We start from the raw sequence: 23,649 nt of genomic DNA, 5'->3' as shown, positions 1-23,649 counted from the left end.
AAAGCCCCGTAAATTGGGGCTTTGTGTCAAACTGACGATTTTTTCACCAGCTAAAAATAGTGTTTTTTTTCATTGACTTAACCGCGCAGTCAAGGCATTGGCGGAGCTGTCGATGCGTGTTGCCGGGCTGTTACAAGCGTTGCCCCGAATGTGAACAAGTGCACCATAAACCGCCATTCGAGTGCACGAAATGGGCACATCAACCTGGATACGGGCCAATTGCCCCCTCTTCACAGCAATACAAATACGCGCCATACTGCGCGGCTAACCCGAACGAACGTAGTGCTTGCCAAACACCTGCATTTCCAGTAAGGTGCGCCTCGTTAGTACCAAGCTGAAAGTCAATTCTGGCCGCAAGCGTCCTTGCAACCCCTCCTCCCAAGAGTGGCGCTGCTGAAAGCAGGACCGGCCTAATCGATGATTCCCTCGCCAGCCTCAGGCTGCTCAAGCACGAATCACGTGACAGATTGATCAGGATTCCACCCCGACGGCCTAGAACCTTGGCCCCGGCGTGCTGCCTGCCTTCCGAAGTACCTACCAGTCAGCCCAAGCGCCCACCTTTGATTGCGCTCCCTCTGGCTGCCCTGTTCCAGTCAGGTTCGTTCGTCCCTTAATAAAGGCGTCACTGGAACGTTTCTATCATGCACGGATCATAACCCCCGTGTTTAAAGCAGGAACCTCCAACAATATGCATACTCATCATCAAATTCAGGCTGCCATTGGCACCCTCTCCCAGGCCTTCTCGCCGTTGAAGTGCCTTATCGTTGCCCCACGCAAGGGCAGCTTCAGCTTCACCCTGGTAGACGAACACGGCGTCGCCTGCCACACCGAGCGCCTGTACCCTGAACAGTACAGCCGTAGCGAGCCGCTGCAGGCAGTCATCGCCCGTACTCGCCAATCGCTTACCGCGTGAGCCGCGAATACTGCGGTATTCAAGCGCTGAATCACCCCATCGCCAGTCTGCCTGAACGTTCCCGGCGTAATTGCCTTAGGGCATATAGCCCGGTACGTCAGGCAGCAAACGATTTAAAAACAGCTCTTTACACCACGATTATCACACTACACTTCAACTCGAGCGGTCCTTACCGCTTCCGGCGGGCCTGATCATTCACCAGCTGCCAAGCTCCAGCGCCCGTCCGGCCCTTATCTGCTCGAGGGCATCATGGGTATCGCGGCGAATGAATTGTGTCAGTATGTGATCCGACCCACCCTGGTCTATCTGGACCGTCACTGCGCCAGCGCCGAGGCCTTGTTGCTGGGCATCGCCGCCAGCCAATCGGCACTCGGGTCAGCGTTGCACGACCGACGTGGGCACGGCCTTTACCGCATTGGCGAACACCGCCATCAGGCACTCTGGGACGACTACCTGGCCCGTGATCCCGACCTGGCCAGCCTGGTCCGCGGCTTGGCCAGCCAGCACGCCTTCCTTGGCGGGCCGCACCTGGAGCTCACCGTCAACCTGCGCTACTCCACCGCCATTGCCTGGATGCTCGTCGAAGAACAGGCCACGCCGCTGCCAGCTGCCGACGATTTACTGGCACTGGCGCGCATCTGGCGACAGATTTTCAACCCCCAAGGTCGCCTGCGCGACTTCACTCACGCCTGGCATACCTGCATAGATCGGAGATTGCCACAGGCATCTTGAGACGCGTCCTACAAAAATACCGGAAAAAATGGAATTTTGGTCGGATTGTCCTACAAAACCGCTCTAACTCCTGCGATTGAGGCTATAGCGCAGCGCGTGATTTGTTGGTAGCTTTTCGCCCCGGAGATCCCAAGGAGTTTTCTAATAATGAAAAAAGTAATGCTCAAAACCTCCCTCGGCGTAGCCGTTGCTCTTGCTTCCAGCCAACTGCTCGCCAGCGGCTTCGCGCTCAACGAACAGAGCATCAGCAGCATGGGGACAGGTTTCGCGGGACGTTCTTCTTCTGCCGAAGATGCCAGCACCGTGTTTGGCAACCCGGCAGGCATGTCTCGCCTCAGACGCGAACAATTCACCGTGGGCGGCGCTGCCGTCATCGCCAAGTCCGACATCTCGGGCCGGGGCAGCAACCTCGGGGGGGAAACCGATGGTGACATGGTGCCTTTCGTTGGCGTACCGATGGGTTACTACGTCAAGCCGATCGACGACCACTGGAGCGTCGGTTTCGGCGTCTACGTACCGTTCGGCCTGGTAACCGACTACGGCAGCGATGACGCGGCACGCTACTGGGGCAAGAAGAGCCACGTCGAGGTTGTCACCTTCCAGCCGACTGTTAGCTATGCCTTCAACGACAAGGTCTCGATCGGCTTCGGCCCTACCATCAACCGCATCAAGGGTGAGCTGGGCTCAAGCCTGATCAACCCGTTCACGCCTGGCCGTAACGATGGCGAAGTGAAGATCAAGGGCGACGATACCGCCGTTGGCTACAACATCGGTATCCTGGTACAAGCCACCGACCGCACCCGCGTCGGCCTTACCTACCACTCGATGGTCGACTACAAGCTCGAAGGCAAGACCCGCGTCAGCACGCCGCTGATCGGGCCATTCAACGGCAACAAGTTCGACGCCAGCCTGAAGATCAAGACGCCCGAGTCTGTCGACCTTTCGGTTACCCATGAGCTGGACGACCAGTGGACCCTGTACGCAGGTAGCACCTGGACCCGCTGGAGCCGCCTGAAAGACATCACCGTGCAGAACGATGTGCCGGCCCCACTGGCAGGTTCGGCGTTCCAGACCATCACCGAAGAACAGAACTGGCATGACACCTGGGCCCACGCGATTGGTGCGTCGTACAAGGTCAACAAGGAGTGGGTACTGCGTACCGGCTTCACCGTCGACCAGTCGCCGACCAACAACCACGACCGCTCGCCACGCATCCCGACCGGCGACCGCAAAGTGTTCAGCCTGGGTGCCGGCTGGAGCCCGAACGACGACATGACCATCGACGTGGCCTATTCCTACCTGTGGGAAGAAGACACCAAGGTCAATCAGGTAAGCGCAACCAAAGGCAGCTACCAGGCCAAGTACGAGAACAGCGCCCACGGTATCGGTGCTTCGCTCACCTACCGCTTCTGATTCGTACCCGCCACACAAAAAACCGCCCCCGTGGCGGTTTTTTCATGCCTGCACCTGCCAACTGTCACCCAGGCACTCGCGCAGATAATCCATGAACACGCGTACCTTGGTGGTCATGGCAAAACGGTCGGCCAGGCACAGGTAGATATCCATCGGCTCGGTCTGGGCGTAGGCTTGCCCGCTGTCGCTGTACTCGAACAAGGGCACCAGCGCGCCGGAAGCCAGGTGTGGCCGCACGATGAACTCGGCCAGGCGGGTGATGCCACCATCGTGCAGGGCCATCTGGGTCAGGGTATCGATGTCATCGCTGATCAATACGCTGCCAAATTCCGCCTCGAAGCGCAGGCGGTCGCGCATGAAGCCCCAACGCAGAAAGCGCCCGTCCACCGGATAGCGAAACACCAAGCAGCGGTGGTCGCGCAGGGCCTCAGGCGTGGCGGGTACGCCGGCGCTTTGCAGGTAACCGGGTGAGGCGCAGCAGATGAACGGGATACGGGCAATGTGCCGGGCCATTAGCTGGTCTTCCAGCTGAGGGGCAATACGCAGGCTCACGTCGACGTCTTCACGGACATGGTTCACCCGGCGATCAGTCGTTATCAACTCTATCGAAAGCAATGGGTAGCGGGCACTGAAGGCAGGTATCAGCGGCGCCAGCACGTGACGACCGAACGCTGAAGTCGAGGCAATACATAACCGCCCCTGGGGCTCGCTGTCGGGGGTGGTGACCGCCTGTTCGGCCAGCGCAAGGTCACGCTCGATATGCTTCACACGCTCGTAATACTGGGCGCCAGCGGGGGTCACAGCCATGCTGCGTGTGGTACGGCTGAGCAGTCGCACCTGCAAGTGGCCCTCTAGCCGAGCCAGGTTCTGGCTGACCGCTGCCGGGCTGAGGCCCAGATTGCGGGCGCCAGCGGCAATGCTGCCGGCTTCGACAACCTTGATGAAACTGCGGATGGCGTTGAGCAGGTCCATTTGAGCCCTTGGATTCGTAAGAATCTCTTTATAAAGAACTCAATCCTGCGGGTCTACAGGTGCAGGAGGATGCGTTGCTAACCTGCGCCTCCACTCACCTTTCAGGAGTTCGCATGAGCAACCTGTCCCAGTCGCGCAGCCGACGCAAGTTACACCCGAGCGCCACGCCTTACGTTTTCGCCTTTTACATGTCGTCGATCATGGCACTGCTGATGTGCTTCGTGATCACAGCGGCCAATGCCGGGGTTAACCCGGAGTACCTGAGCAACGTGCTGAAGGCCTATCAATTGGCAATGCCGGTGGCGTTTGTCTGTGTGTTGATGGTGAGGCCGGTGGTGGTGCGGCTGGTGGCGATTACGGTGCATGCTAAGTGAAGTAACAACAGCGGACGCATCTCCCGCTCTTGCTCTTGCTCTTGCTCTTGCTCTTGATCTTGATCTTCGCGACTTCAGGAGGCCGAACGCAGGCCTCCCGGGAGCGAGGCCGGAGTGAGGGAACCCCGGAGCGCAGCGTAGGGGCCGGATGATGGGAGCGCAGCGTTTTTTGGTTACTTTTTGTCGCGTTTGACAAAAAGTGACTCGCCGTAAGGGCGAAAAGGTGATTCAGCGTCACCAAAGCAAATGTACTTTGCGCAACATAAGAACCAGCACTTTTTTGCTTTTCGCTTTTCGCTTTTCGCTTTTCGCTTTTCGCTTTTCGCTTTTCGCTATCAGTCCTCAGCATCAAACACAGTCAGAAAACCGCCTCACTGCTGCGAAGCGATGGCCTTTTCGATAGCAGCCCTGAACGCCGGGTCATCCGGTTTGGTCAGGCTTGAGAAATTCCCAATCACCTTACCCTTACGGTCCACCACGTATTTGTAGAAATTCCACTTCGGCGCACTGCTCTGGCTGGCCAATTCAGCGAACAGTGGTATCGCATCCTTACCCCGTACCGGCTGCGTCTTGGTCATGGTAAAGGTGACACCGTAGTTGGCATAGCAAACCTTGGCGGTCTTCTCACTGTCGGCATCTTCCTGCTTGAAGTCATTGGACGGCACACCCAGCATTTCCAGGCCTTGCTCGTGATACTCCTTGTACGTCGCCTCAAGCCCCTCGAACTGCGGCGCAAAACCGCAATAGCTGGCGGTATTGACCACCACCAGCGGTTTGCCGGCGAAGCGCTGGCACAGGTCGACCTGACCCTTCCCACGCAATTCCGGCAGGCTACCCTGCAACACGGCCGGGCAATCGGCAGCCCAGCTCGATGTGCTGGCTAGCAGGGCCAGCACCGGCACCATCAACCAATGTGCACGCATGATTCGTTTCTCCCGCATGACGATCCTTGAGCTTGCAGGGTAGCGCCTAACAAACACCCATGCCCAGTTGCATCAATGCCATCCCCCCCTGATGCCAGCCCCACCACACCAGCGCCAACAGCGCCAAAGCAGCAAGGGCCAGCAGCCCACGGGCCAGGTAGCGGTTCATGCGGCCTGGGCCTGCAAGCGGGCAACCGGACGCTCGCGCACCGGCCAATTAAGGGCGGCAGCCAGCAGGCTGAGCAGGATGGAAATCTGCCAGACCAGGTCGTAGCTGCCAGTGCGGTCATACACCACCCCACCCAACCAGCCACCGAGGAAGGCCCCAAGCTGGTGGAACAGGAAGACGATACCGCCGAGCATGGACAGGTTGCGCACCCCGAACACCGTCGCCACGGTGCCATTGGTCAACGGCACTGTGGACAGCCACAGCAGGCCCATGGCGATACCGAACAGGTAAGCACTGAACTGGCTCACCGGCGCCCACAGGAACAGCAGGATTACCACCGCACGTAGCAAGTAAAGCCCGGTCAGCAGACGCGGCTTGGACATCCGACCACCCAGCCAGCCAGCAGTGAAAGTACCTACGATATTGAACAGGCCGACCAAGGCCAGCACCGTGGTACCGGTGGTTGCAGCCAGGTGCTGGTCTACCAGATAGGCCGGCAGGTGCACACCAATGAACACCACCTGGAAGCCGCAGACGAAAAAGCCCAGCGCCAGCAACCAGAAGCCGGAATGCGAGCACGCCTCGCGCAGTGCCTGGCTCAGGGTCTGTTCGGCGCCATGGCTGGGCAGCGGGCGGTCGCGCAGCAGGCCGACGAAGGGCACGATAAACGCCACCATCAGGCCCAACACCAGCAACGCCGCCGACCACCCCAACCACTGGATCAGACCCAAGGTACCGGGCAGCATGGCGAACTGGCCAAACGAACCGGCAGCGCTGGCAATCCCCATCGCCATACTGCGCTTCTCGGCAGGCACAGCACGCCCGACCACGCCAAGGATGACCGAGAACGACGTGCCGGACAGGCCGATACCGATCAGCAAGCCGGCACTGAGCGACAACGACAAGGCCGAATCGGCCATGCCCATCAGGATCAAACCGACGGCATAGAGAATGCCACCGATGATCACCACCCGCGCGGCACCCAGGCGGTCGGCCAAGGCTCCGGCGAAGGGTTGGGCCAGCCCCCAGATCAGGTTCTGCAAGGCGATGGCAAAGGCGAACACCTCACGCCCCCAGCCAAAATCGGCGCTCATCGGCGCCAGGAACAGGCCAAAGCCATGTCGCACACCCAAGGAAAGCGCCAGGATCAACGCCGCCCCCACCAATACCCAACCGCTGGTTCGCCACACCGAAGTCATTGTCGTTATCTCCAGCACATCGCAAGGTTTTTGCGGGTATATACCCGCTTATAGTCGTATCGATTCAGGCCAGTTGGCCCAGCAAACGCACCAGCTCATCCCGCTGCCCTGCCCCCAGTCGCTCCACCAGCTCCGTTTGAGCCTGCTCCCAGGCGGGATGAGCGTCACACAATAGCTGCTTACCCGCTTCGGTCAGCAGCACCACGCGATTGCGTTGGTCATCGCCATCCACCAGGGCCAACAGCCCCTCGGCCTCAAGCACCCGCAGGTTGCGGCCCAAGGTGCTGCGCTCCAGGCCCATCGCTTCGGCCAGGGTCGTGATGCTAGGGCGATCAAGCCGCTGCAGATGGCGTAACAGGGAAAACTGGGCGACATTGACCCCAAAGCCGGCAAGCGCTTCGTCGTAATGTCGGCTCACCCCACGGGCAGCGCGACGTAGATGGGTACAGATGCATTCACTGGGCAGCATGGATACGTGTATATACCCGCGTCATAGGTGTTGCAAGAAATTTCGCCTTCGAGGTGACAGCAACCGATCGCTCAGAGCCCCACGGCCAAACCCAGCACCACAGCAAGCTCAAGCAACTCCACCATCGCGCCAGCGGTATCCCCGGTGGTCCCGCCAAGGCGCCGGCACATCAGTTGCCGCAACCCTGCAAATACAGCGACTGTCAGCAACAGTATCCAGCATGCGCCCCAGCCACCTGCGACCAGGCACATGACCGCGCTGCCCAGCAAAGCCCAATAGGCCTCACGGCGCGGCAGATGATCGGCCAGGGCTTGGCCCAGGCCACCCGAGCGCACGTAGGGGGTACCCAGGAACAGGGCCAACATTGCCGCCCGACCAATCAAGGGCGCCAGCAGCAATTGCGCTCCGATGCCCTGCTCCACCAGCACCCACAAGGCGCAGAACTTCAGCAACAGCACCAATACCAGGGTGACCACGGCAATCGGCCCGCTGCGCGGGTCTTTCATGATCTGCAAGGTGCGTTCACGGTCGCCGAAGCCACCCAGCCAGGCATCAGCACTGTCGGCCAGGCCATCCAGGTGCAAGGCACCACTGAGCAACACCCACACTGTCAGAAGCAAAGCGGCATGCAGCGGTGCTGGCGTGCCTTGCAGCAGATGGCTGGCCAGCCACAGCAGTAAGCCGAACAGCAACCCGACCAGCGGGTAGAACAGCAGCGAACGCCCCATTTCACGTGGTGCCGGCATGCCTGGCAGGCTTACGGGCAGGCTGCTGAGAAACTGCAAGGCAATCCAGAATGGCAACATTTCAGCACGCCTCGACCCACTGGCCATCGACACCCGGTACCAGCCGCACCAGCGCACCATGCCCCACCTCAACCTGCAGCAGCTGCGCCCTCGGCACGCCACGGGCTCGGGCCAGCAATAGCCGCATCACACCGCCATGGGTTACCAGCAGCACGCGCTTGCCAGCATGTTGACGGCCTAGCCGCTCGACAGCAGCCAGCACACGTTCGGCAAACGCCTCGACTGGCTCGCCATTGGGTGGCGTAAAGGCGTAAGGGTTCTCCCAGAACTGACCCAGAGCATCCGCCTGGTCTTCCATGATCTGCGCAGCGCTTCGGCCCTCCCAGTCGCCAAAATGCAGCTCCTGAAGGCCGGGTTCTCGTTGCACCGGCAAATTCAACTGCGCCCCCAGTTCATCGGCAAAGCGGGCGCAGCGCTGCAGCGGCGAGCTGACCAGCACCTCCCAGGGCCCCGCCTCGGCCACGGCACCACGCATCTGCGCCCAGCCCTTGTCAGTCAACGCATCGTCAAGGCTGCCGCGCAGGCCGCCCTGTTCGGTTTCGCCATGGCGCAACAAGTCGAGGATCATGCCGGGCGGTCCGCCACCGCAGCTTCGGCGAACGTCGCCATCTGCCCGTGCAGCGCGCAGGCGAGGCGCAGCAGCGGCACGGCGAGCGCAGCACCACTGCCCTCACCCAAACGAAGGCCCAGCGCCAGTAGCGGTTCGGCCTGCAAGGCCTCGAGCAATGCTTTGTGCCCGGGTTCCGCCCCTTGGTGAGCGAACAGCAACCACGCCCGGCACTGCGGATTAAGGCGCACCGCCGCCAGCGCGGCAACGCTACAGATGAAGCCGTCGACCAGTACGGCGATACCCGCCTGCGCACAAGCGATGTAGGCGCCCGCCAACGCAGCGATCTCAAAGCCACCGACGCAACCCAAGGCTTGCAGCGGGTCCGCAGCCTGCAACTTGTGCAAGCGAAGGGCGTGCTCAATGACTTCGGCCTTGTGCCGCACACCCGCGCTGTCCAGGCCCGTGCCCGGGCCGCTCAGTTCAGCAGGCGGGCAGCCCAGCAGGACGCTGGCCAAGGCGGCGGCGGCTGTGGTGTTGCCTATCCCCATCTCGCCACCGATGAACAGCTGCGCACCCCGTTCGGCAGCACGCAGCGCGCTGTCGCGGCCCGCCTGCAAAGCAGCTTGCAGTTGGCCTTCGGTCATTGCCGGCTGGCGAGCGAAGTTGGCCGTACCGGCCCCAAGGCGCAAGTGGTGCACGCCCGGCAAGGCCAGATCAGAGTCGATGGTGCCCAGGTCGACCACTTCGAGGCTGGCCTGCAGCTCGCGCGCCAGCACGCTGATCGCTGCACCACCCCCTAGGAAGTTGCGCAGCATCTGCCCGGTCACCGCCTGCGGGTAAGCTGAGATACCCTCCTCGACCACACCGTGGTCACCGGCAAAAACAGTGATGGCGGCCTGATCCAGCACCGGCCTTTCACGCCCCTGCAGGCCGGCAAGCTGAATGGCCAGGCCTTCAAGCTGGCCAAGCGAACCGGCAGGCTTGGTCAGTTGCTGCTGACGGGCGCGGGCCTGGTCCATGGCGGCGTTATCGAGGGGTTGGCAGGCATCACGCCACCAGGCTTGTGTCATAGTGCAGGTCCTTTAAGCATTAAGGGCAGGCCGGCCACGGTCAGCACAACGCGCTGACAACGTTCGGCCACGGCCTGGTGAAGCCAGCCGGCCAGGTCGACATAACGCCGGGTCAGCTCGCCCATGGGCACGACGCCCAGGCCGGTTTCGTTACTGACCAGGATCAGGGTGCCAGGCAACTGCTCAAGGCAGACCAGCAGGGCATCTCGTTCCTCGGCCAGGCGTTGGTCATCTTCAAGCATCAGCAGGTTGGTCAACCACAGGGTCAGGCAGTCCACCAGCAGGCAACGGCCTTCGGCCGCTTCGGCGCGCAGCACAGCGGCCAGGGCCAGCGGTTCTTCGATCAGCCCCCAGTCGTCCGGACGGCGTTGGCGGTGCAGCAACACACGTTCGTTCATTTCACCGTCCAGCGGCTGGCTGGTGGCAATGTAGGTCACCGGCAGGCCACTGGCACTGGCCAACTGTTCGGCGAGGCGGCTCTTGCCGGAGCGGGCGCCACCGAGGATCAGGCTGCGCATGTCAGGCCACCCCACAGAGTTGGCGCAAGCGCGTGGTGTCCAGGTGTTTTTCCACCAGGTCGGCCAGACGCTCGATGTCGCGCTCGCGCAGGGCTTCGTAATCGATGGTCTGGGCATCTTCCAGGCCGGCCCAGCGCAGCAGCGCGGCGCACGAGTGGCAGCCCTCGAACAGGCCGTGCAGGTAGGTGGCAAGGATCTGCCCATCATCGCTCACCGCGCCATCACAACGACCATCAGCCAGTTGCACGGCAGGCTGTTCCAAACCAGGGCCGGTGGTGACGCCTGCGTGAATCTCATAACCGGCAACCGGCGCCGCTTCAAGGTTCAGTACCCCGGCAACGTTGCGCAACTGCTTCTCGGCCTCAAGCACCGTGGTGTAATCCAGCAGACCAAGCCCCGGGCTCGACCCGGCAGGGCCCTCGAGGCCTAGCGGGTCATGCACTTCACGGCCCAGCATCTGCAGGCCCCCACAAATGCCGATCAGCTTGCCGCCGTAGCGCAGGTGCCGCTCGATGGCTTTGTCCCAACCGCGCTCGCGCAGTTGCGCCAGGTCGCCACGCACGCTCTTGGAGCCCGGCAGAATGATCAGGTCGGCAGCCGGAATCGGCTGGCCCGGGCCAATGAACTGCAGGTCCACCTGCGGGTGCAGGCGCAGCGGGTCGAAGTCGGTGTGGTTACTGATGCGCGGCAGTACCGGCACGATCACCTTGAGCACACGCTCGCTTTTGGCGCCTTGGCGCACATCGATGCCGTCTTCGGCTTCCAGGTGCAAATCGGTGACGTAGGGCAACACGCCCAGCACCGGCTTGCCGGTGCGTTGCTCCAGCCAGTCCAGCCCCGGCTGCAACAGGGCGATGTCGCCACGGAAGCGGTTGATGACAAAGCCCTTGACCCGCGCCTGCTCACTGGGCGAAAGCAGCTCCAGCGTGCCGACAAGGTGCGCGAACACGCCACCACGGTTGATGTCGGCGACCAGGATCACCGGGCAATCGACGGCTTCGGCAAAGCCCATGTTGGCGATGTCGCCGGCCCGCAGGTTGATCTCTGCCGGTGACCCGGCGCCTTCGACCATGACCACCGGCCAGGCGGCACTCAGGCGCTGGTGCGAAGCCAGCACCGCCTGCATGGCGATGGCCTTGTAGTCGTGGTAGGCCACCGCATTCATGCTGGTGACCGCACGGCCATGAATGATCACCTGGGCACCGGTGTCGCTGTTGGGCTTGAGCAGTACCGGGTTCATGTCGGTATGCGGCGCCAGCCGGCACGCCTGGGCCTGCACCGCCTGGGCGCGGCCAATTTCGCCGCCGTCGGCGGTTACCGCGCTGTTCAGCGCCATGTTCTGCGGTTTGAACGGCACCACAGCGACGCCCTGGCGCAACAACCAGCGGCACAATGCGGTCACCAGCGTGCTCTTGCCGGCATCGGAGGTGGTGCCTTGCACCATGAGGGTGGTCATGCCGATTCCTTTTGATAGTCGGTCAGCGCCTGGGCCAGGCGCTGTTCATCGGCCGCACTCTCGGGCAACCCCAGGCGCACGGCCGGAGGGTGTTCGAACAGGCGCACCAGAATGCCGCGACGGGCGAGAAAGTCATGCAACGGCGCGGCACGCTCGCTGCGCACGTACTGGAACAGGTCACAACCGCCGCTTGGCGCCAGGCCTGTGCCAGCCAACAAGGTGGCAAGGCGCTGGCTGGCAGCAGCGCAACGTTCAGTCTGCAAACGCTGCGCAGCTTCGTCGGCCAAGCTGGCCTGGGCCAGCACCCGGGTCGGGCCGTTGACGGTCCAAGGGCCAAGCAACTCGGCCAGACGCAACAGCAGGCTGCGCTCAGCGGCGACGAAGCCCAGCCGCACTCCGGCCAAACCGAAGAATTTACCGAATGAACGCAGCACGATCAGGCCCTCGCGACCCGCGCAGTCCACCACGCTGTCTGCCGGGGTGTTGTCCATGAACGCTTCATCGACCAGCAGCCAGCCACCGCGCGCAGCCAGGCGCGCATGCCAAGCCAACAGCTTCTCACGCGGGACCCGCCGCCCGGTCGGGTTGTTGGGGTTGACCAGCACCAGCACGTCGAGGCTATCGAGCGCTGCGTCAACCTGTGCCTCGTCCAGCTCAACCAACTGATGTCCCGCCCGCTGCCAGGCGTACGGGTGTTCGGCATAACATGGCGTCAGCACCCCTGTCCGGCCTGCGGCGCGCAGCAGCGGCAAAGCCTGGATTGCGGCCTGAGAGCCCGCTACCGGCAGCAGCTGGCTGGCACCGTAGTACGCGCGTGCAGCGTCTTCCAGGCCGTCCTCGACCTCCGGTAGACGCGCCCACGCATCCATAGGAATCGGTGGGATCGGGAATGGCCAGGGCGCGATGCCGCTGGACAGGTCGAGCCACTGCTCGCGAGGAATGCCGTACTGCTGCACTGCGCGCAGCAGGCGGCCACCGTGTTCAAGCATTGATGTAAGCCCCCAGGCAGATCAACAACAGCCACAACCACACACCCCGCTGCACCAGGGCCCAACCACGCTCGATGGCATCGGCATCGGCCACTGGCCCCTCGCCCAGGCGCGGCCGCTCATGAAGCTCGCCGTGGTACACCGCCGGGCCACCGAGCTCCACGCCCAGTGCACCGGCCCCTGCAGCCATCACCGGGCCGGCGTTAGGGCTGTCCCACAGGGGGCCCTGCTTGCGCCAGCAGGCCAGGGCCAGGCGGGTCTTGCCCAGCAGCGCATAAGTCAGCGCCACCAGCCTTGCGGGAAGGTAGTTGAGCACGTCGTCGATACGCGCCGCGCACCAGCCGAAACGTTCGAAGCGCTCATTACGGTAGCCCCACATGGCATCCAGCGTGTTGCTCAGGCGATACAGCACCACACCCGGCGCGCCTGCTACCACAAACCAGAACAGCGCGGCGAACACCGCATCGCTGCCGTTCTCCAGCACCGACTCGGTGGCCGCCCGGGCCACTGCCGGCTCGTCCAGTTCGCGGGTTTCGCGGCTGACCAGGTAGCCGACGCGCCGACGCGCCTCTTCCAGGTTGCCTTGGCGCAACGCGTTGGCCACCGGCAGCACATGCTCGCCCAGGCTACGCAGCCCCACGGCGCAGTAAAGCGCCAGCACATCCACCAGCCAGCCGATGTAAGGCAGCCACGACAGGACCAGCGCCACCAGGGTCAGCGGCACCACCGCCAGAAACCACGCACTCACCCCATGGCTGCGCCAGCCGCGCCCGCCGGCATTCAGGCGGCGCTCAAGGTTACTGGCCATATTGCCAAAAGCCACCAACGGGTGGCGCCGCTGCGGCTCGCCCAGCAAAGCGTCCAGGGCTACCCCGGCCACGGTCAGCAAGGCCACGCTCATTGACGCTCTCCCCATTGGTTCTCGTAAAGCATTTCGCTCAAGGGCCGCTCTTCGGCCCAGTTTTCCTGCACCAGCATCGGCACCGGGTAGAACTCGGTGACCGGCCCCAGGCACAGCACCGCCACCGGCTTGGCACCTGCAGGCATGCCCAGCAAAGCGGCCAAAGCCTGCGGCTCGAACAGCGACACCCAGCCCATGCCCAGCCCTTCGCCACGCGCAGCCAGCCACAGGTTCTGGATGGCACAGGCCAGCGAGGCCAGGTCCATTTCCGGCAGCGTGCGGCGGCCGAAGATGTGCGGTTCCCGGTTATCCATCAAGGCCGCCACCAGCAGCTCGGCGCAGTCGTTGATGCCTTCAACCTTCAGCTTCATGAAGGCATCGGAACGCTCGCCCAATGCCTCAGCGGTGCGCACCCGCTCCGCCTCCACCAAGGCCTGGATGCGGCCACGCAGATCACGCCGGGTAATGCGGATAAAGCGCCACGGCTGCATCAGCCCGACACTGGGCGCCTGATGCGCGGCGGCCAGCAAACGGGCAAGCAGCTCTGGCGCCACCTGGCCACCGGCAAAATGGCGCATGTCGCGACGCTCACCAATGGCCCGGTAGATCGCGGCGCGCTCGACGTCGCTGAAGGCATGTTCGCTCATGGCCGCAACAGCGCCGCCGCCGCATCCGGGTTGGAGGGGAAGTAGAAATGCACGTATGAGGCCGTCAACCGGCCCAAGCGATACACCGCTTCGTTGCCACGCCCGCCATTAGGGCTAAGGCCACGGGCGATCGGTTCCAGCTCGGTGCTGGTCAGCGAGTGATGGTAGGTATGGCCACGCAAGGTGCCCTCCGGCAGCTCTACCGCCTGCAGCGCCAGGGCCGCCAGGCGCTTCTGCATGGTCGCCTCGCCCCGCAGCAGGCCCAGCAGTTCGGCACGCTCGCCTGCCACGTCGGTCAAGGCATCGAGCAGGTACAGCATGCCGCCGCACTCGGCCAGCAAGGGTTTGCCCTGAGCATGATGGGCGCGGATTGCCTCGCACATCGGCGCATTGGCGGCCAGGGCATGGTGATGCAGCTCGGGGTAGCCGCCCGGCAGGTACAGGCTATCCACCGCCGGTAGTTCGCGGTCGTGCAGCGGCGAGAAGAATTCCAGCTGCGCCCCGAGGTTGCGCAGCAGGTCGAGGTTGGCCCCGTAGGTAAAGGCAAACGCTTCGTCGCGTGCCACGCCAATGCGCACCCCTGCCAGCGAAGCAGCACACGGTTGCGTTTCGGGCTCGGCAAAGCTCACCGGCGGTGGCAAGGCTGCGTTGCAGCTGGCGCCAAGCGCCTCGGCGGCGGCATCCAGGCGGGCATCCAGGTCGTTCAGCTCGCTGGCCTGAACCAGCCCGAGATGGCGGCTGGGCAATTCGATGCCGCGCTCGCGCGATAAGCCGCCATACCAGCGCAAGCCCTGGGTCAGGCTACCTTCCAGCAGTTGCGCGTGGCGCAGGCTGCCCACCCGGTTGGCCAACACCCCGGCAAACGGCAAGTCGGCCTGGTAGCGCGCCAGGCCCAGGGCCAATGCGCCGAACGTCTGGGCCATGGCCGTGCCGTCGATCACCGCCAGCACCGGCACGCCGAAGTGGCGCGCCAAGTCGGCGCTGGACGGGGTGCCATCAAACAGCCCCATCACCCCTTCGATCAGGATCAGGTCGGCCTCGCCCGCAGCGTCCCACAGCAGGCGACGGCTTTCTTCGGCACCGATCATCCACAGGTCCAGTTGGTACACCGGCGCGCCACTGGCGCGCTCCAGGATCATCGGGTCAAGGAAATCCGGGCCACACTTGAACACGCGCACCTTGCGCCCGAGGTTACGGTGCAAGCGGGCCAGCGCGGCGGTGACGGTAGTCTTGCCCTGGCCAGAGGCTGGTGCCGCGATCAACACGGCGGGACAATGGCGCGATTGACTCACAGTTCAACGCCCTTCTGTGCGCGAATGCCCGCCTGGAAGGCGTGCTTGAGCATACCCATCTCGGTCACGGTATCGGCCAGTTCGATCATTTCAGGCTTGGCCGCACGACCCGTGACAATCACATGCTGCATCGGCGGGCGGGCCTGGATGTCTGAAAGCACCTGGTCCAGGTCGAGGTAGCCGTGCTTGAGGGCGATGTTCAGCTCATCCAGCACCACAAACTGCACATCTGGGTCTTGCAGCAGCTGGCGCGACACCGCCCAGGCGGCTTCGGCGGCGGCGATGTCACGCTGGCGGTCCTGGGTTTCCCAGGTGAAGCCCTCGCCCATCACGTGATAGCGCACCTGCTCAGGAAAGCGGCGGAAGAACAGCTCTTCCCCTGTGCTGTTGCGGCCCTTGATGAACTGCACAACACCGCACTGCATGCCATGGCCCAGCGCGCGCGCGAGCATGCCGAAGGCCGAGCTGCTCTTGCCCTTGCCATTGCCGGTCAGCACCAGCAACAGGCCGCATTCGTTGGGGGAATTGGCGATACGTTCGTCGATGACCGCCTTCTTGCGCTGCATGCGCGCCAGGTGGCGTTCGTCACGTTCGGTGGATTCGCTCATCAGGGTTCTCCGCTGGCTGGCACCGTGGCAACGCACGCTGACAGGTAATAGGCAGGCAAACGGAGTACGCGCAGGGGCCATGGCAGGGCGCCACGGTGCACCGCGCATCACCCTCCGTGATGCCGTTGGCAGTAACAGGCCGGTCTCCGGGCTTGTGAGCGGGCTTTGGCCCGGGCCTGCGCGCCTTCCCGGGTACCTGTACCCAGTGGCCCTGCGCGGCCGCGACTCACCTACCGTTGCGGGGGCAGCGCCGGAATCGCGCCATGCTGGCGCCCACCGGCTTCCCAGTTTCACCCTGCCCAGTCGGGGCTGGCAGGGCACCTGAAACACGCGCGAAGGTTAGAGGGTTGTACCCGGAGCGTCAATCGAAGCGGGCCGCTTTGCAGCCGAACAGGCACCGCCTGGGTAATGGCCAATTCACCGGGTTGTGCCACACTGAACGCAGCGATATCACATAGCCATCATTTTCAGCTGGACGCGATTACAACGATAACAGGAGAGCGCAGCATGCGAGGCCAGATCATCAACAACCCGCGCCTGGAGTTTCTCGCCCCGGTGCTGGAGCGCTGGGGCGACTGCATCGACCGCTTCAATCAATTTGCTGGCGATGCCGAAGCACCTTATTGGCATGGCGCAGCCGCGAATACCGGGCTGCTTGCCGCAGCCGCGTGGCAGGCCGAACTGACGGCGCTGCAGCAGTTTGCCGGCAAGAAGCAGCGCGACGAAGGCGAACACGAAGGGCGCTGCGACCTGTCGATCAGCAGTGCCGATGAAGCGCTGTACCTCAGTGTCAGCCAGCGCTGGCCAAAAATTGCCCGACTGGACATGGCCGAAGCGTTGCAGCAGACCGCTGCCGTCGCGCGCCAGGTGGCCTACCCCAGTCAGTTGAGAGCCGGCGCGCTGTTCATCAGCCCGTGGAAGGCTGGCCAGCACGCCAGCCCCGAGGAACTGCAGGACCTAGTCGACGATTTACAGAAACATACCGCCTGTGCGATTGCCTGGTACTTCCCGTACCCCTATCGCAAATTGCACAACGAGCTGGGGCAGTATTTTCCGGGGGTGGCGTTGCTGCTCAAGCAGGCTTGAACCAACGCCGGCGCAGCGGACATCTTGGTCTTGATCTTCGCGACTTCAGGAGGCCGGAGTGAGGCCTCCTGAAGTCGCAATCGGCGGCGCCTGAAGTATCGCGCGCTTAAAAGCAGAAGCAATGGCAACGACCCTGGTATTCAGGGGTTTTGCGCCAGGTGCCCTTGCGGAATCACCCGCTTGGCCTGCAAGTACGCCTTGGCCCAATAGCTGTTGGAAAGGTAGTCCAGGCGCACCGTTCCGCCTGTCGAGGGCGCATGCACAAAGCGCCCTTCGCCAACATAGATACCGGCATGGCTGACCTGCGAGCCACCACTGGTAGCAAAGAACACCAGGTCACCGGACTGCAGCGACTGGGCATCCACCGTGGGTGCGCGCATGACGATCATTTCCCGCGTCGAACGCGGCAGGCTGATGCCGGCAGCATCACGGTAGACGTACTTGATCAGGCCACTGCAGTCGAAGCCGGAGTCCGGCGTATTGCCCCCCCAACGGTAAGGCGTACCCACAAGGCCAATGGCACGGATCAATACGTCATCGGCAATCGGCGAAGGGCTTGGCTGGCTGTAGGAAACCTGCGGCTGAACCACAGGGGCCGGCGCCGGAGCGCGGCTGGAGCAGGCAGCCAGCAAGGCTGCCAGGGAGAGAAATGCGAAGCGCGCCATCTTTACCATGGCCAGAACATCCTGTCTGAGATTGCTGCGCCGCAGCCAAAAAGAGTTGAGAATTTAGATTAGACGCTTTCTGTAAATACGCACGGCGGCGAGCTTTTCTCAAAGCATCGCCGCCGTGGCAGAATACAGCATTTTGCCATCAGTTGCGCGCGATGTTGGTCGGCGCCATGGCCAAGGCACGCTTGGCTTCGATGAAGGTCTTGCTCCAGTAGCGGTCACCGAGGCTGTCGATGCGTACGCCACCGCTGCGGCGGCTGCTGGAATGGATGAACTGGTTGTCACCCAGGTAGATGCCGGCATGGCTGACGCGGCCGCGACCGTTGGTGCTGAAGAACAGCAGATCACCCGGTTTGAGCTTGTTGCGGGCCACTTTCGGGGCATCGACGTTGATCATTTCGCGCGTCGAGCGTGGCAGGGTCATGCCCGCCTCTTCGCGGAACAGATAGCCGATGAAACCGCTGCAGTCGAAACCGGACTTTTCAGAGGTACCACCGAAGCGGTAGCGAGTGCCGATCAACGACATGCCGCGCTCGAGAATACTGTCCGCCAGCACGGGCAGCTGGTATGGCTTGCTGTTGCTGGAGAAGGCCTCCAGGTCATCTTCAGTGGCCAGCTCTTCCGGCTCGCCGAACACCGACGAGGACGAAGCTTTAGCCTTGATCACCGATTGTGCAGCGACCGGGGTGTGATCCTGAGGCTGAGAAACCGGGCCTTGGGCCGCGCAGCCAAAAAGCAGGGTCACGAGTGCGAGTGGCACGAGGGGTGCGAAGCGCTTTAGCATGGGCACGACCGTGTCTGTAATCCTTTAGAAGGGTGAAACTATGCCCTCTATCATGGCCATTTGCAAATTTTATCGAAAAAGATGTGACTTTTTTGTTTTGCCGCTCTGGCCCAGCGTTTTCAGGGGGTTACCAGCCGAGGGTTTCCTTGAGGAACGGAATGGTGAGCTTGCGTTGTGCCTGCAGCGAGGCCTGGTCGAGGCGCTCCAGCAGGTCGAACAGCGCGCTCATGCTGCGCGCACCGCGGGTGAGGATGAAGTGACCGACTTCGTCGGTGAGGTGCAGGCCGCGGCGCGAAGCACGCAGTTGCAGGGCTCGCAGCTTGTCTTCGTCAGACAAACCACGCATCTGGAAGACCAAGGCCAGGGTCAGCCGCGACTTCAGGTCCGGCAACTTGATGGGCAATTCGCGCGGGGATGCCGAGGCGGCCAGCAGCAAGCGCCGGCCACTGTCACGCAGGCGGTTGAACAAGTGGAACATGGCCTCTTCCCAGTCCGCCTTGCCGGCAATCACGTGCAAGTCGTCGATGCACACCAGTTCGTACTGGGCCAAGTAGTCAAGCAGTTCTACACCGCGATCGAGCAGTTGCGCCAATGGCAGATAGACAGCAGGTTCGCCGCGTTGCTGGAAGCGGTGGGTGGCAGCCTGCAGCAGGTGGCTACGGCCAACACCCTGCTTGCCCCACAGGTAGATAAGGCTCTCGGTCCAGCCGGCGTCGGCTTCGCATAGCCGCTCGACGTAGCCCAATGCCGCAGCATTGGCGCCCGGATAGTAGTTGATGAAGGTGGCGTCATCGCGCAGGCGCACACCCAGGGGCAACTGGATCGGTGGTTTCATGCTCGCGGGCGGTCAGCAGGACCGCAGGGGGCCTTTGGTGAACAATGTTGCAAAGTCTATACCCGCAAGGCGGGCCGCACAATCACGGCAACAGATAGCACAAGCAAAATCAACAAGTTGCGCTAAGTTGGGGCTGCATCGCAGCCCCAACATCACAACTGAGGGTCGATATCCCCGGCATACATGTCCGATTCCTTGTACATGTCATGCACATGCCGCAGCAGCACCATGATCACGGCCGCCACCGGCAGCGCCAGCAGCACCCCGGTAAAGCCGAACAGTTCGCCACCGGCCAGGATGGCAAAGATCACCGCCACAGGGTGCAGGCCAATCCGGTCCCCTACCAATAGCGGCGTCAACACCATGCCTTCGAGTGCCTGCCCGACCATAAACACTGCGACGATGCCCAGCATCGGATACAGGTCGCCCCCAAACTGGAACAACCCTGCCACCAAGGCCGCACCGATACCTATGATGAAGCCCATGTAGGGCACGATGGCGGCCAACCCTGCGAGCATACCGATGAGCAGGCCCAGTTCCAGCCCGACCAGCATCAACCCGGCCGAATAAATGACGCCCAAGGCCAGCATTACCATCAGTTGCCCACGCACGAACGCCCCGAGTACTTCGTGGCATTCGCCCGCCAACCCGACCACCTGCGGCTCACGCTGGCGTGGCAGCAGGCTGCGCAGCTTGGCCATCATCAGGTCCCAGTCACGCAGCAGGTAAAAGCCCACCACCGGAATCAGTACCATGTTGGCCAGCCAGGCCATCAGCGCCAGGCTCGAAGCCGTGGCATGCGACAGCAGCATGCCGACGATGTCGGTGGTCTGGCCCATGTGGCCAGCGATGGCAGCTTTGATCTTGTCGAATTTCCAGAAGCCGTCAGCCAGGCCCAAGCGGCTCTGCACCCAAGGCAACGCAACATGCTCAAGCCAGTCGAGCATCTGTGGCGCCAGCTCGTACAAGCGCACCAGCTGCTTGGCAAGCATCGGCACCAGCACCAGCAGCAGGGCTAGCAACAGCAGGGTGAACAGGCCGAACACCACCACAACGCCCCAGGTACGCGACAGCCCCAGACGCTCCAGGCGGTCGACCAACGGGTCGGCCAGGTAGGCTAGCAGGATGCCGACCAGAAACGGGGTAAGAATGTTGTGCAAGCTATAAAGCAGCACAGTGACCAGCAGGGCAGCGCCCAGCCAGATCCAGCGACGAACGTCGGTCACGGTATGCTCCCCTTACCAGCGAAAACGCAGGCCGTCGAACGGCTTGGGTGCAGGTTGGGCCGGCGCAGGTTGCTCACCGGCTGCCGGTGCTGGCGTGGCGGGCGCTACCGGCATCTGCTCTGCGGGCAACTCCTGCAACTTGGCCAGGCCGAGTTGGGCGCGCAGCTGTTCGCGGTTGCCGGTCACACCATAGGTCAGAGTGGTGCCTTCAGCCATTTGCAGGCGTGGGCCATAGGGTTCGAGCACACGGGCAAGCTCGGCATAGCGCTGCAGGTTCACCCCCTGCACCTGTACCTGCATCTGGCTGCTGGCACCCGGACGGGTGACATAACGCGGCGCCAGGCGACTGCTGACCGCCAACATGACCGCGTCAGCCAGGGCAGCCGGGTCGCCCCCTTCGGCCGTGCCTTGTTCACGCTGGTCGCCCAGCCACAGCTGCCACTTGCCCTGCCATTTGCCGTCTGCTTCCTGTGCATGCACCGCCAACAAGGCATCGGCGCCATAACGCTCGGCGGCCTCACGCAAAGGTGCCGGGTCGCTGGCTTCGATCTGCTTGGCATTGGCTACCAGTTGCTCCTGCAAGTCGGCCAGCGGCAAGCGCAACGGCAGGCCACGGTGTTGGGCGGCACGGCGCAGGGGCTGGGCGCTGGCCTGGCCGTCACCGACGAGACTGCTGCCTTCGGCACTGTCATTCAGCCACCAGCCGAGAATCGAAGGCCGATTGCTGCCCCACAGCGCCAGGCCGGCCTTGCGCAAGGCCCGCTCGGTGCTACCGGGGTCGAACTCGACCACCACCGACTCGGGTGGGCCGGCCTCGCTGCCAACCTGGTTGATGATTTGCTGCGGGTCTTTGCGCAACTCGGCAAGTGCCGGGCTTTGCACTGCCTTGGGGTCGCCGGTCAGGCGCAGCACCAAGGTGTCGAGGGCTTTGGCAGTGGCGCTAGTACGGGCTTCGGCGCCCTGCCCGGCCATAGGCTCGCGCACCTGATACAGGCCGGCGACATTTTCAGCCTGGGCTGCAACCGATATCAGGGCCAGGCCGCCGACCGCCAGAATATTGAACAAACGCATGAAGGATTCCTGTCCAGTCGAGCATGAAGCTCGCTACTTGCAGCTTATACACATGCAACCGCATCAACCACCCTCAGCCCTTTTTCAACAATTTACCGCCCTGCCCGTCGGCCTGAGGATGGCCGCTGCCCGGCAACCCTGATAAAATCGCGCGCCTTCACAGACCACTGACGTTTCAGGCAGCCGCCGCCTACCCGCCGGCCTTGGCCGTCTTGGTCGTTTTTAAGAATCCCTCCCTCCTAAAGGCCTGGATCAATGAGCAAGCAACCCTCCCTGAGCTACAAGGACGCCGGTGTAGACATCGACGCCGGCGAAGCACTGGTCGAACGCATCAAGGGCGTGGCAAAACGCACCGCACGCCCTGAAGTCATGGGTGGCCTGGGCGGCTTCGGCGCCCTCTGCGAGATCCCGGCCGGCTACAAGCAGCCGGTGCTGGTCTCCGGCACCGACGGCGTCGGCACCAAGCTGCGCCTGGCGCTGAACCTGAACAAGCACGACAGCATCGGCCAGGACCTGGTCGCCATGTGCGTGAACGACCTGGTGGTATGCGGCGCCGAGCCGCTGTTCTTCCTCGACTACTACGCCACCGGCAAGCTGAACGTTGACGTGGCCGCCACCGTGGTCACCGGCATTGGCGCCGGTTGCGAACTGGCCGGCTGCTCGCTGGTCGGTGGTGAAACCGCCGAAATGCCTGGCATGTACGAAGGTGAAGACTACGACCTGGCTGGCTTCTGCGTCGGCGTGGTGGAAAAAGCCGAAATCATCGACGGGTCCAAGGTTGCCACTGGCGACGCGCTGATCGCCCTGCCGTCCTCGGGCCCGCATTCCAACGGCTACTCGCTGATCCGCAAAATCCTCGAAGTGTCCGCTACCGACATCGAAAACACCCAGCTGGACGGCAAGCCGCTGACCGACCTGCTGATGGCGCCGACCCGCATCTACGTCAAGCCGCTGCTGCAACTGATCAAGAACACCGGCGCCGTCAAGGCCATGGCCCACATCACCGGTGGCGGCCTGCTGGATAACATCCCGCGCGTACTGCCGAAAAACGCCCAGGCCGTGGTTGACGTGGCCAGCTGGCAGCGTCCGGCGGTGTTCGACTTCCTGCAGGAAAAAGGCAACGTCGACGAGCACGAAATGCACCGCGTACTGAACTGCGGCGTGGGCATGGTCATCTGCGTAGCCCAGGACCAGGTTGAAGCTGCCCTGAACGAACTGCGCGCCGCCGGTGAGCAGCCGTGGGTCATCGGCCACATCGCCGAAGCCGCCGAAGGCGCCGCCCAGGTCGAGCTGCAGAACCTCAAGGCACACTGATGCCGAGCAAGACCTGCAATGTAGTGGTACTGCTGTCGGGCTCCGGCAGCAACCTGCAAGCCCTGATCGACAGCTGCCAAGGCCAGGACAGCCCGGTGCGCATCCGTGCGGTGGTTTCCAACCGCGCCGATGCCTACGGCCTGCAACGTGCCGCGGCGGCCGGTATCGACAGCGTGGTGCTCGACCACACCCAGTTCGACGGCCGTGAAGCCTTCGATGCCGCGCTGGTTGCGCGCATCGACGGTTTTGCGCCGGACCTGGTGGTGCTGGCCGGCTTCATGCGCATCCTCAGTGGCGACTTCGTGCGCCACTACCAGGGCCGCCTGCTCAACATCCACCCGTCGCTGCTGCCCAAGTACAAGGGCCTGCATACCCACCGGCGGGCACTGGAGGCAGGCGACGCCGAGCACGGCTGCAGCGTACACTTCGTGACTGAGGAACTCGATGGCGGCCCACTGGTCGTACAGGCTGTGGTACCGGTGGCGTCTGACGACACCGTCGAAAGCCTGGCCCAACGGGTACACCGTCAGGAACACCTGATCTACCCGCTGGCGGTGCGCTGGTTCGCTGAAGGGCGCTTGCGCCTTGGCGAACAGGGCGCATTACTGGATGGCCAGCCCCTGGCGGCCAGCGGTCACTTGATTCGATCCTAGGAGAATTT

General features: G+C 63.1%; 27 protein-coding genes and 1 riboswitch. Of the genes, 7 read left to right on the top strand and 20 right to left on the bottom strand.

All coding sequences use genetic code 11. The features are described from left to right. Positions 1-688 precede the first annotated feature (688 nt). The 3 genes from PM2_RS21800 (at position 689) to PM2_RS21790 (ending at position 3,058) form a co-directional block, all read left to right on the top strand. The gene (locus tag PM2_RS21800) at positions 689-913 is read left to right on the top strand and encodes a hypothetical protein (RefSeq protein WP_016715487.1); all 225 of its coding nucleotides are present in this window, start codon (positions 689-691) and stop codon (positions 911-913) included. Between the two features lie 249 nt (positions 914-1,162). After that, entirely contained in the window at positions 1,163-1,645 is a 483-nt protein-coding gene (locus PM2_RS21795) for a hypothetical protein (protein WP_016715486.1), read from the top strand. A gap of 147 nt (positions 1,646-1,792) precedes the next feature. Further along, positions 1,793-3,058 carry an OmpP1/FadL family transporter gene (locus tag PM2_RS21790; protein ID WP_028698692.1) on the top strand — a complete coding sequence of 422 codons (1,266 nt, stop codon included), beginning with the start codon at positions 1,793-1,795 and terminating at the stop codon, positions 3,056-3,058. A gap of 42 nt (positions 3,059-3,100) precedes the next feature. Here PM2_RS21790 and PM2_RS21785 read toward each other — a convergent pair whose 3' ends face one another. Next, positions 3,101-4,030 (bottom strand): LysR family transcriptional regulator, encoded by a 930-nt coding sequence (locus tag PM2_RS21785; RefSeq protein ID WP_028698693.1) that lies wholly within the window; start codon positions 4,028-4,030, stop codon positions 3,101-3,103. A gap of 113 nt (positions 4,031-4,143) precedes the next feature. Between PM2_RS21785 and PM2_RS21780 the strand changes: the two genes are divergently transcribed. Further along, positions 4,144-4,404 (top strand): DUF2798 domain-containing protein, encoded by a 261-nt coding sequence (locus PM2_RS21780; protein WP_016715483.1) that lies wholly within the window; start codon positions 4,144-4,146, stop codon positions 4,402-4,404. Positions 4,405-4,775: 371 nt separating this feature from the next. Here the strand turns inward: PM2_RS21780 and PM2_RS21775 are convergent, their stop codons facing one another. From PM2_RS21775 to cobO, 14 genes are all read right to left on the bottom strand, one after another. Then, complete coding sequence (locus tag PM2_RS21775) at positions 4,776-5,327, bottom strand: glutathione peroxidase (RefSeq protein ID WP_019099289.1); 552 nt, start codon at positions 5,325-5,327, stop codon at positions 4,776-4,778. A gap of 46 nt (positions 5,328-5,373) precedes the next feature. Continuing rightward, positions 5,374-5,496 carry a hypothetical protein gene (locus PM2_RS31805; RefSeq protein WP_016715481.1) on the bottom strand — a complete coding sequence of 41 codons (123 nt, stop codon included), beginning with the start codon at positions 5,494-5,496 and terminating at the stop codon, positions 5,374-5,376. Then, positions 5,493-6,695, bottom strand: coding sequence for an MFS transporter (locus PM2_RS21770; protein WP_028698694.1), 1,203 nt, complete (start codon positions 6,693-6,695; stop codon positions 5,493-5,495). Before PM2_RS21770 ends, PM2_RS31805 begins: the two co-directional genes overlap by 4 nt. Positions 6,696-6,759: 64 nt before the next feature. Then, on the bottom strand, positions 6,760-7,164 hold the full coding sequence (locus PM2_RS21765; RefSeq protein WP_016715479.1) for a MarR family winged helix-turn-helix transcriptional regulator: 405 nt from the start codon (positions 7,162-7,164) through the stop codon (positions 6,760-6,762). Between the two features lie 71 nt (positions 7,165-7,235). After that, entirely contained in the window at positions 7,236-7,970 is a 735-nt protein-coding gene (locus PM2_RS21760) for an adenosylcobinamide-GDP ribazoletransferase (protein WP_025754894.1), read from the bottom strand. A gap of 1 nt (position 7,971) precedes the next feature. After that, positions 7,972-8,538 (bottom strand): histidine phosphatase family protein, encoded by a 567-nt coding sequence (locus PM2_RS21755; RefSeq protein WP_016715477.1) that lies wholly within the window; start codon positions 8,536-8,538, stop codon positions 7,972-7,974. Continuing rightward, a complete protein-coding gene (gene cobT, locus PM2_RS21750; RefSeq protein ID WP_016715476.1) occupies positions 8,535-9,590 on the bottom strand; it encodes a nicotinate-nucleotide--dimethylbenzimidazole phosphoribosyltransferase in 1,056 nt (351 codons plus the stop codon). Before cobT ends, PM2_RS21755 begins: the two co-directional genes overlap by 4 nt. Then, a complete protein-coding gene (gene cobU, locus PM2_RS21745; protein ID WP_016715475.1) occupies positions 9,587-10,108 on the bottom strand; it encodes a bifunctional adenosylcobinamide kinase/adenosylcobinamide-phosphate guanylyltransferase in 522 nt (173 codons plus the stop codon). Before cobU ends, cobT begins: the two co-directional genes overlap by 4 nt. A 1-nt stretch (position 10,109) precedes the next feature. Continuing rightward, on the bottom strand, positions 10,110-11,564 hold the full coding sequence (locus PM2_RS21740) for a cobyric acid synthase (protein WP_028698695.1): 1,455 nt from the start codon (positions 11,562-11,564) through the stop codon (positions 10,110-10,112). After that, positions 11,561-12,553 (bottom strand): threonine-phosphate decarboxylase CobD, encoded by a 993-nt coding sequence (cobD, locus tag PM2_RS21735; protein ID WP_016715473.1) that lies wholly within the window; start codon positions 12,551-12,553, stop codon positions 11,561-11,563. Before cobD ends, PM2_RS21740 begins: the two co-directional genes overlap by 4 nt. Then, on the bottom strand, positions 12,546-13,454 hold the full coding sequence (gene cbiB, locus PM2_RS21730; RefSeq protein WP_016715472.1) for an adenosylcobinamide-phosphate synthase CbiB: 909 nt from the start codon (positions 13,452-13,454) through the stop codon (positions 12,546-12,548). The genes cobD and cbiB overlap by 8 nt, the downstream gene beginning before the upstream one ends. After that, on the bottom strand, positions 13,451-14,101 hold the full coding sequence (bluB, locus tag PM2_RS21725) for a 5,6-dimethylbenzimidazole synthase (protein ID WP_016715471.1): 651 nt from the start codon (positions 14,099-14,101) through the stop codon (positions 13,451-13,453). Before bluB ends, cbiB begins: the two co-directional genes overlap by 4 nt. Next, positions 14,098-15,393 (bottom strand): cobyrinic acid a,c-diamide synthase CobB, encoded by a 1,296-nt coding sequence (locus PM2_RS21720; protein ID WP_016715470.1) that lies wholly within the window; start codon positions 15,391-15,393, stop codon positions 14,098-14,100. Before PM2_RS21720 ends, bluB begins: the two co-directional genes overlap by 4 nt. Next, positions 15,390-16,001 (bottom strand): cob(I)yrinic acid a,c-diamide adenosyltransferase, encoded by a 612-nt coding sequence (gene cobO, locus PM2_RS21715; protein WP_016715469.1) that lies wholly within the window; start codon positions 15,999-16,001, stop codon positions 15,390-15,392. The genes PM2_RS21720 and cobO overlap by 4 nt, the downstream gene beginning before the upstream one ends. Before the next feature lie 120 nt (positions 16,002-16,121). Further along, positions 16,122-16,341: riboswitch (cobalamin riboswitch) on the bottom strand. A gap of 167 nt (positions 16,342-16,508) precedes the next feature. Here cobO and PM2_RS21710 point away from each other — a divergent pair. Beyond that, complete coding sequence (locus tag PM2_RS21710) at positions 16,509-17,087, top strand: hypothetical protein (protein ID WP_016715468.1); 579 nt, start codon at positions 16,509-16,511, stop codon at positions 17,085-17,087. A 140-nt stretch (positions 17,088-17,227) separates the two neighbouring features. Here PM2_RS21710 and PM2_RS21705 read toward each other — a convergent pair whose 3' ends face one another. The 5 genes from PM2_RS21705 to PM2_RS21685 form a co-directional block, all read right to left on the bottom strand. Continuing rightward, a complete protein-coding gene (locus PM2_RS21705; protein WP_016715467.1) occupies positions 17,228-17,761 on the bottom strand; it encodes a C40 family peptidase in 534 nt (177 codons plus the stop codon). Between the two features lie 139 nt (positions 17,762-17,900). Next, a complete protein-coding gene (locus PM2_RS21700; RefSeq protein ID WP_016715466.1) occupies positions 17,901-18,542 on the bottom strand; it encodes a C40 family peptidase in 642 nt (213 codons plus the stop codon). Between the two features lie 127 nt (positions 18,543-18,669). After that, complete coding sequence (hda, locus tag PM2_RS21695) at positions 18,670-19,377, bottom strand: DnaA regulatory inactivator Hda (RefSeq protein ID WP_003252443.1); 708 nt, start codon at positions 19,375-19,377, stop codon at positions 18,670-18,672. Positions 19,378-19,529: 152 nt separating this feature from the next. Further along, positions 19,530-20,603 carry an AI-2E family transporter gene (locus tag PM2_RS21690; protein WP_016715465.1) on the bottom strand — a complete coding sequence of 358 codons (1,074 nt, stop codon included), beginning with the start codon at positions 20,601-20,603 and terminating at the stop codon, positions 19,530-19,532. Between the two features lie 12 nt (positions 20,604-20,615). Continuing rightward, positions 20,616-21,674, bottom strand: a complete 1,059-nt coding sequence (locus tag PM2_RS21685; RefSeq protein ID WP_028698696.1) for a DUF2066 domain-containing protein — start codon at positions 21,672-21,674, stop codon at positions 20,616-20,618. A gap of 255 nt (positions 21,675-21,929) precedes the next feature. Here PM2_RS21685 and purM point away from each other — a divergent pair, with 255 nt between their 5' ends. Continuing rightward, the gene (purM, locus tag PM2_RS21680; RefSeq protein WP_003252437.1) at positions 21,930-22,988 is read left to right on the top strand and encodes a phosphoribosylformylglycinamidine cyclo-ligase; all 1,059 of its coding nucleotides are present in this window, start codon (positions 21,930-21,932) and stop codon (positions 22,986-22,988) included. Beyond that, positions 22,988-23,641: a phosphoribosylglycinamide formyltransferase gene (purN, locus tag PM2_RS21675; protein ID WP_016715463.1), complete on the top strand. Its 654-nt coding sequence runs from the start codon at positions 22,988-22,990 to the stop codon at positions 23,639-23,641. The genes purM and purN overlap by 1 nt, the downstream gene beginning before the upstream one ends. Positions 23,642-23,649 lie beyond the last annotated feature (8 nt).

This window comes from Pseudomonas monteilii NBRC 103158 = DSM 14164, from assembly GCF_000730605.1.
GTDB classification, from domain to species: Bacteria; Pseudomonadota; Gammaproteobacteria; order Pseudomonadales; family Pseudomonadaceae; genus Aquipseudomonas; species Aquipseudomonas monteilii.
The sequence above is the reverse complement of the archived record's forward strand: the minus strand, read 5'-3'. Positions and strand labels throughout refer to the sequence as shown.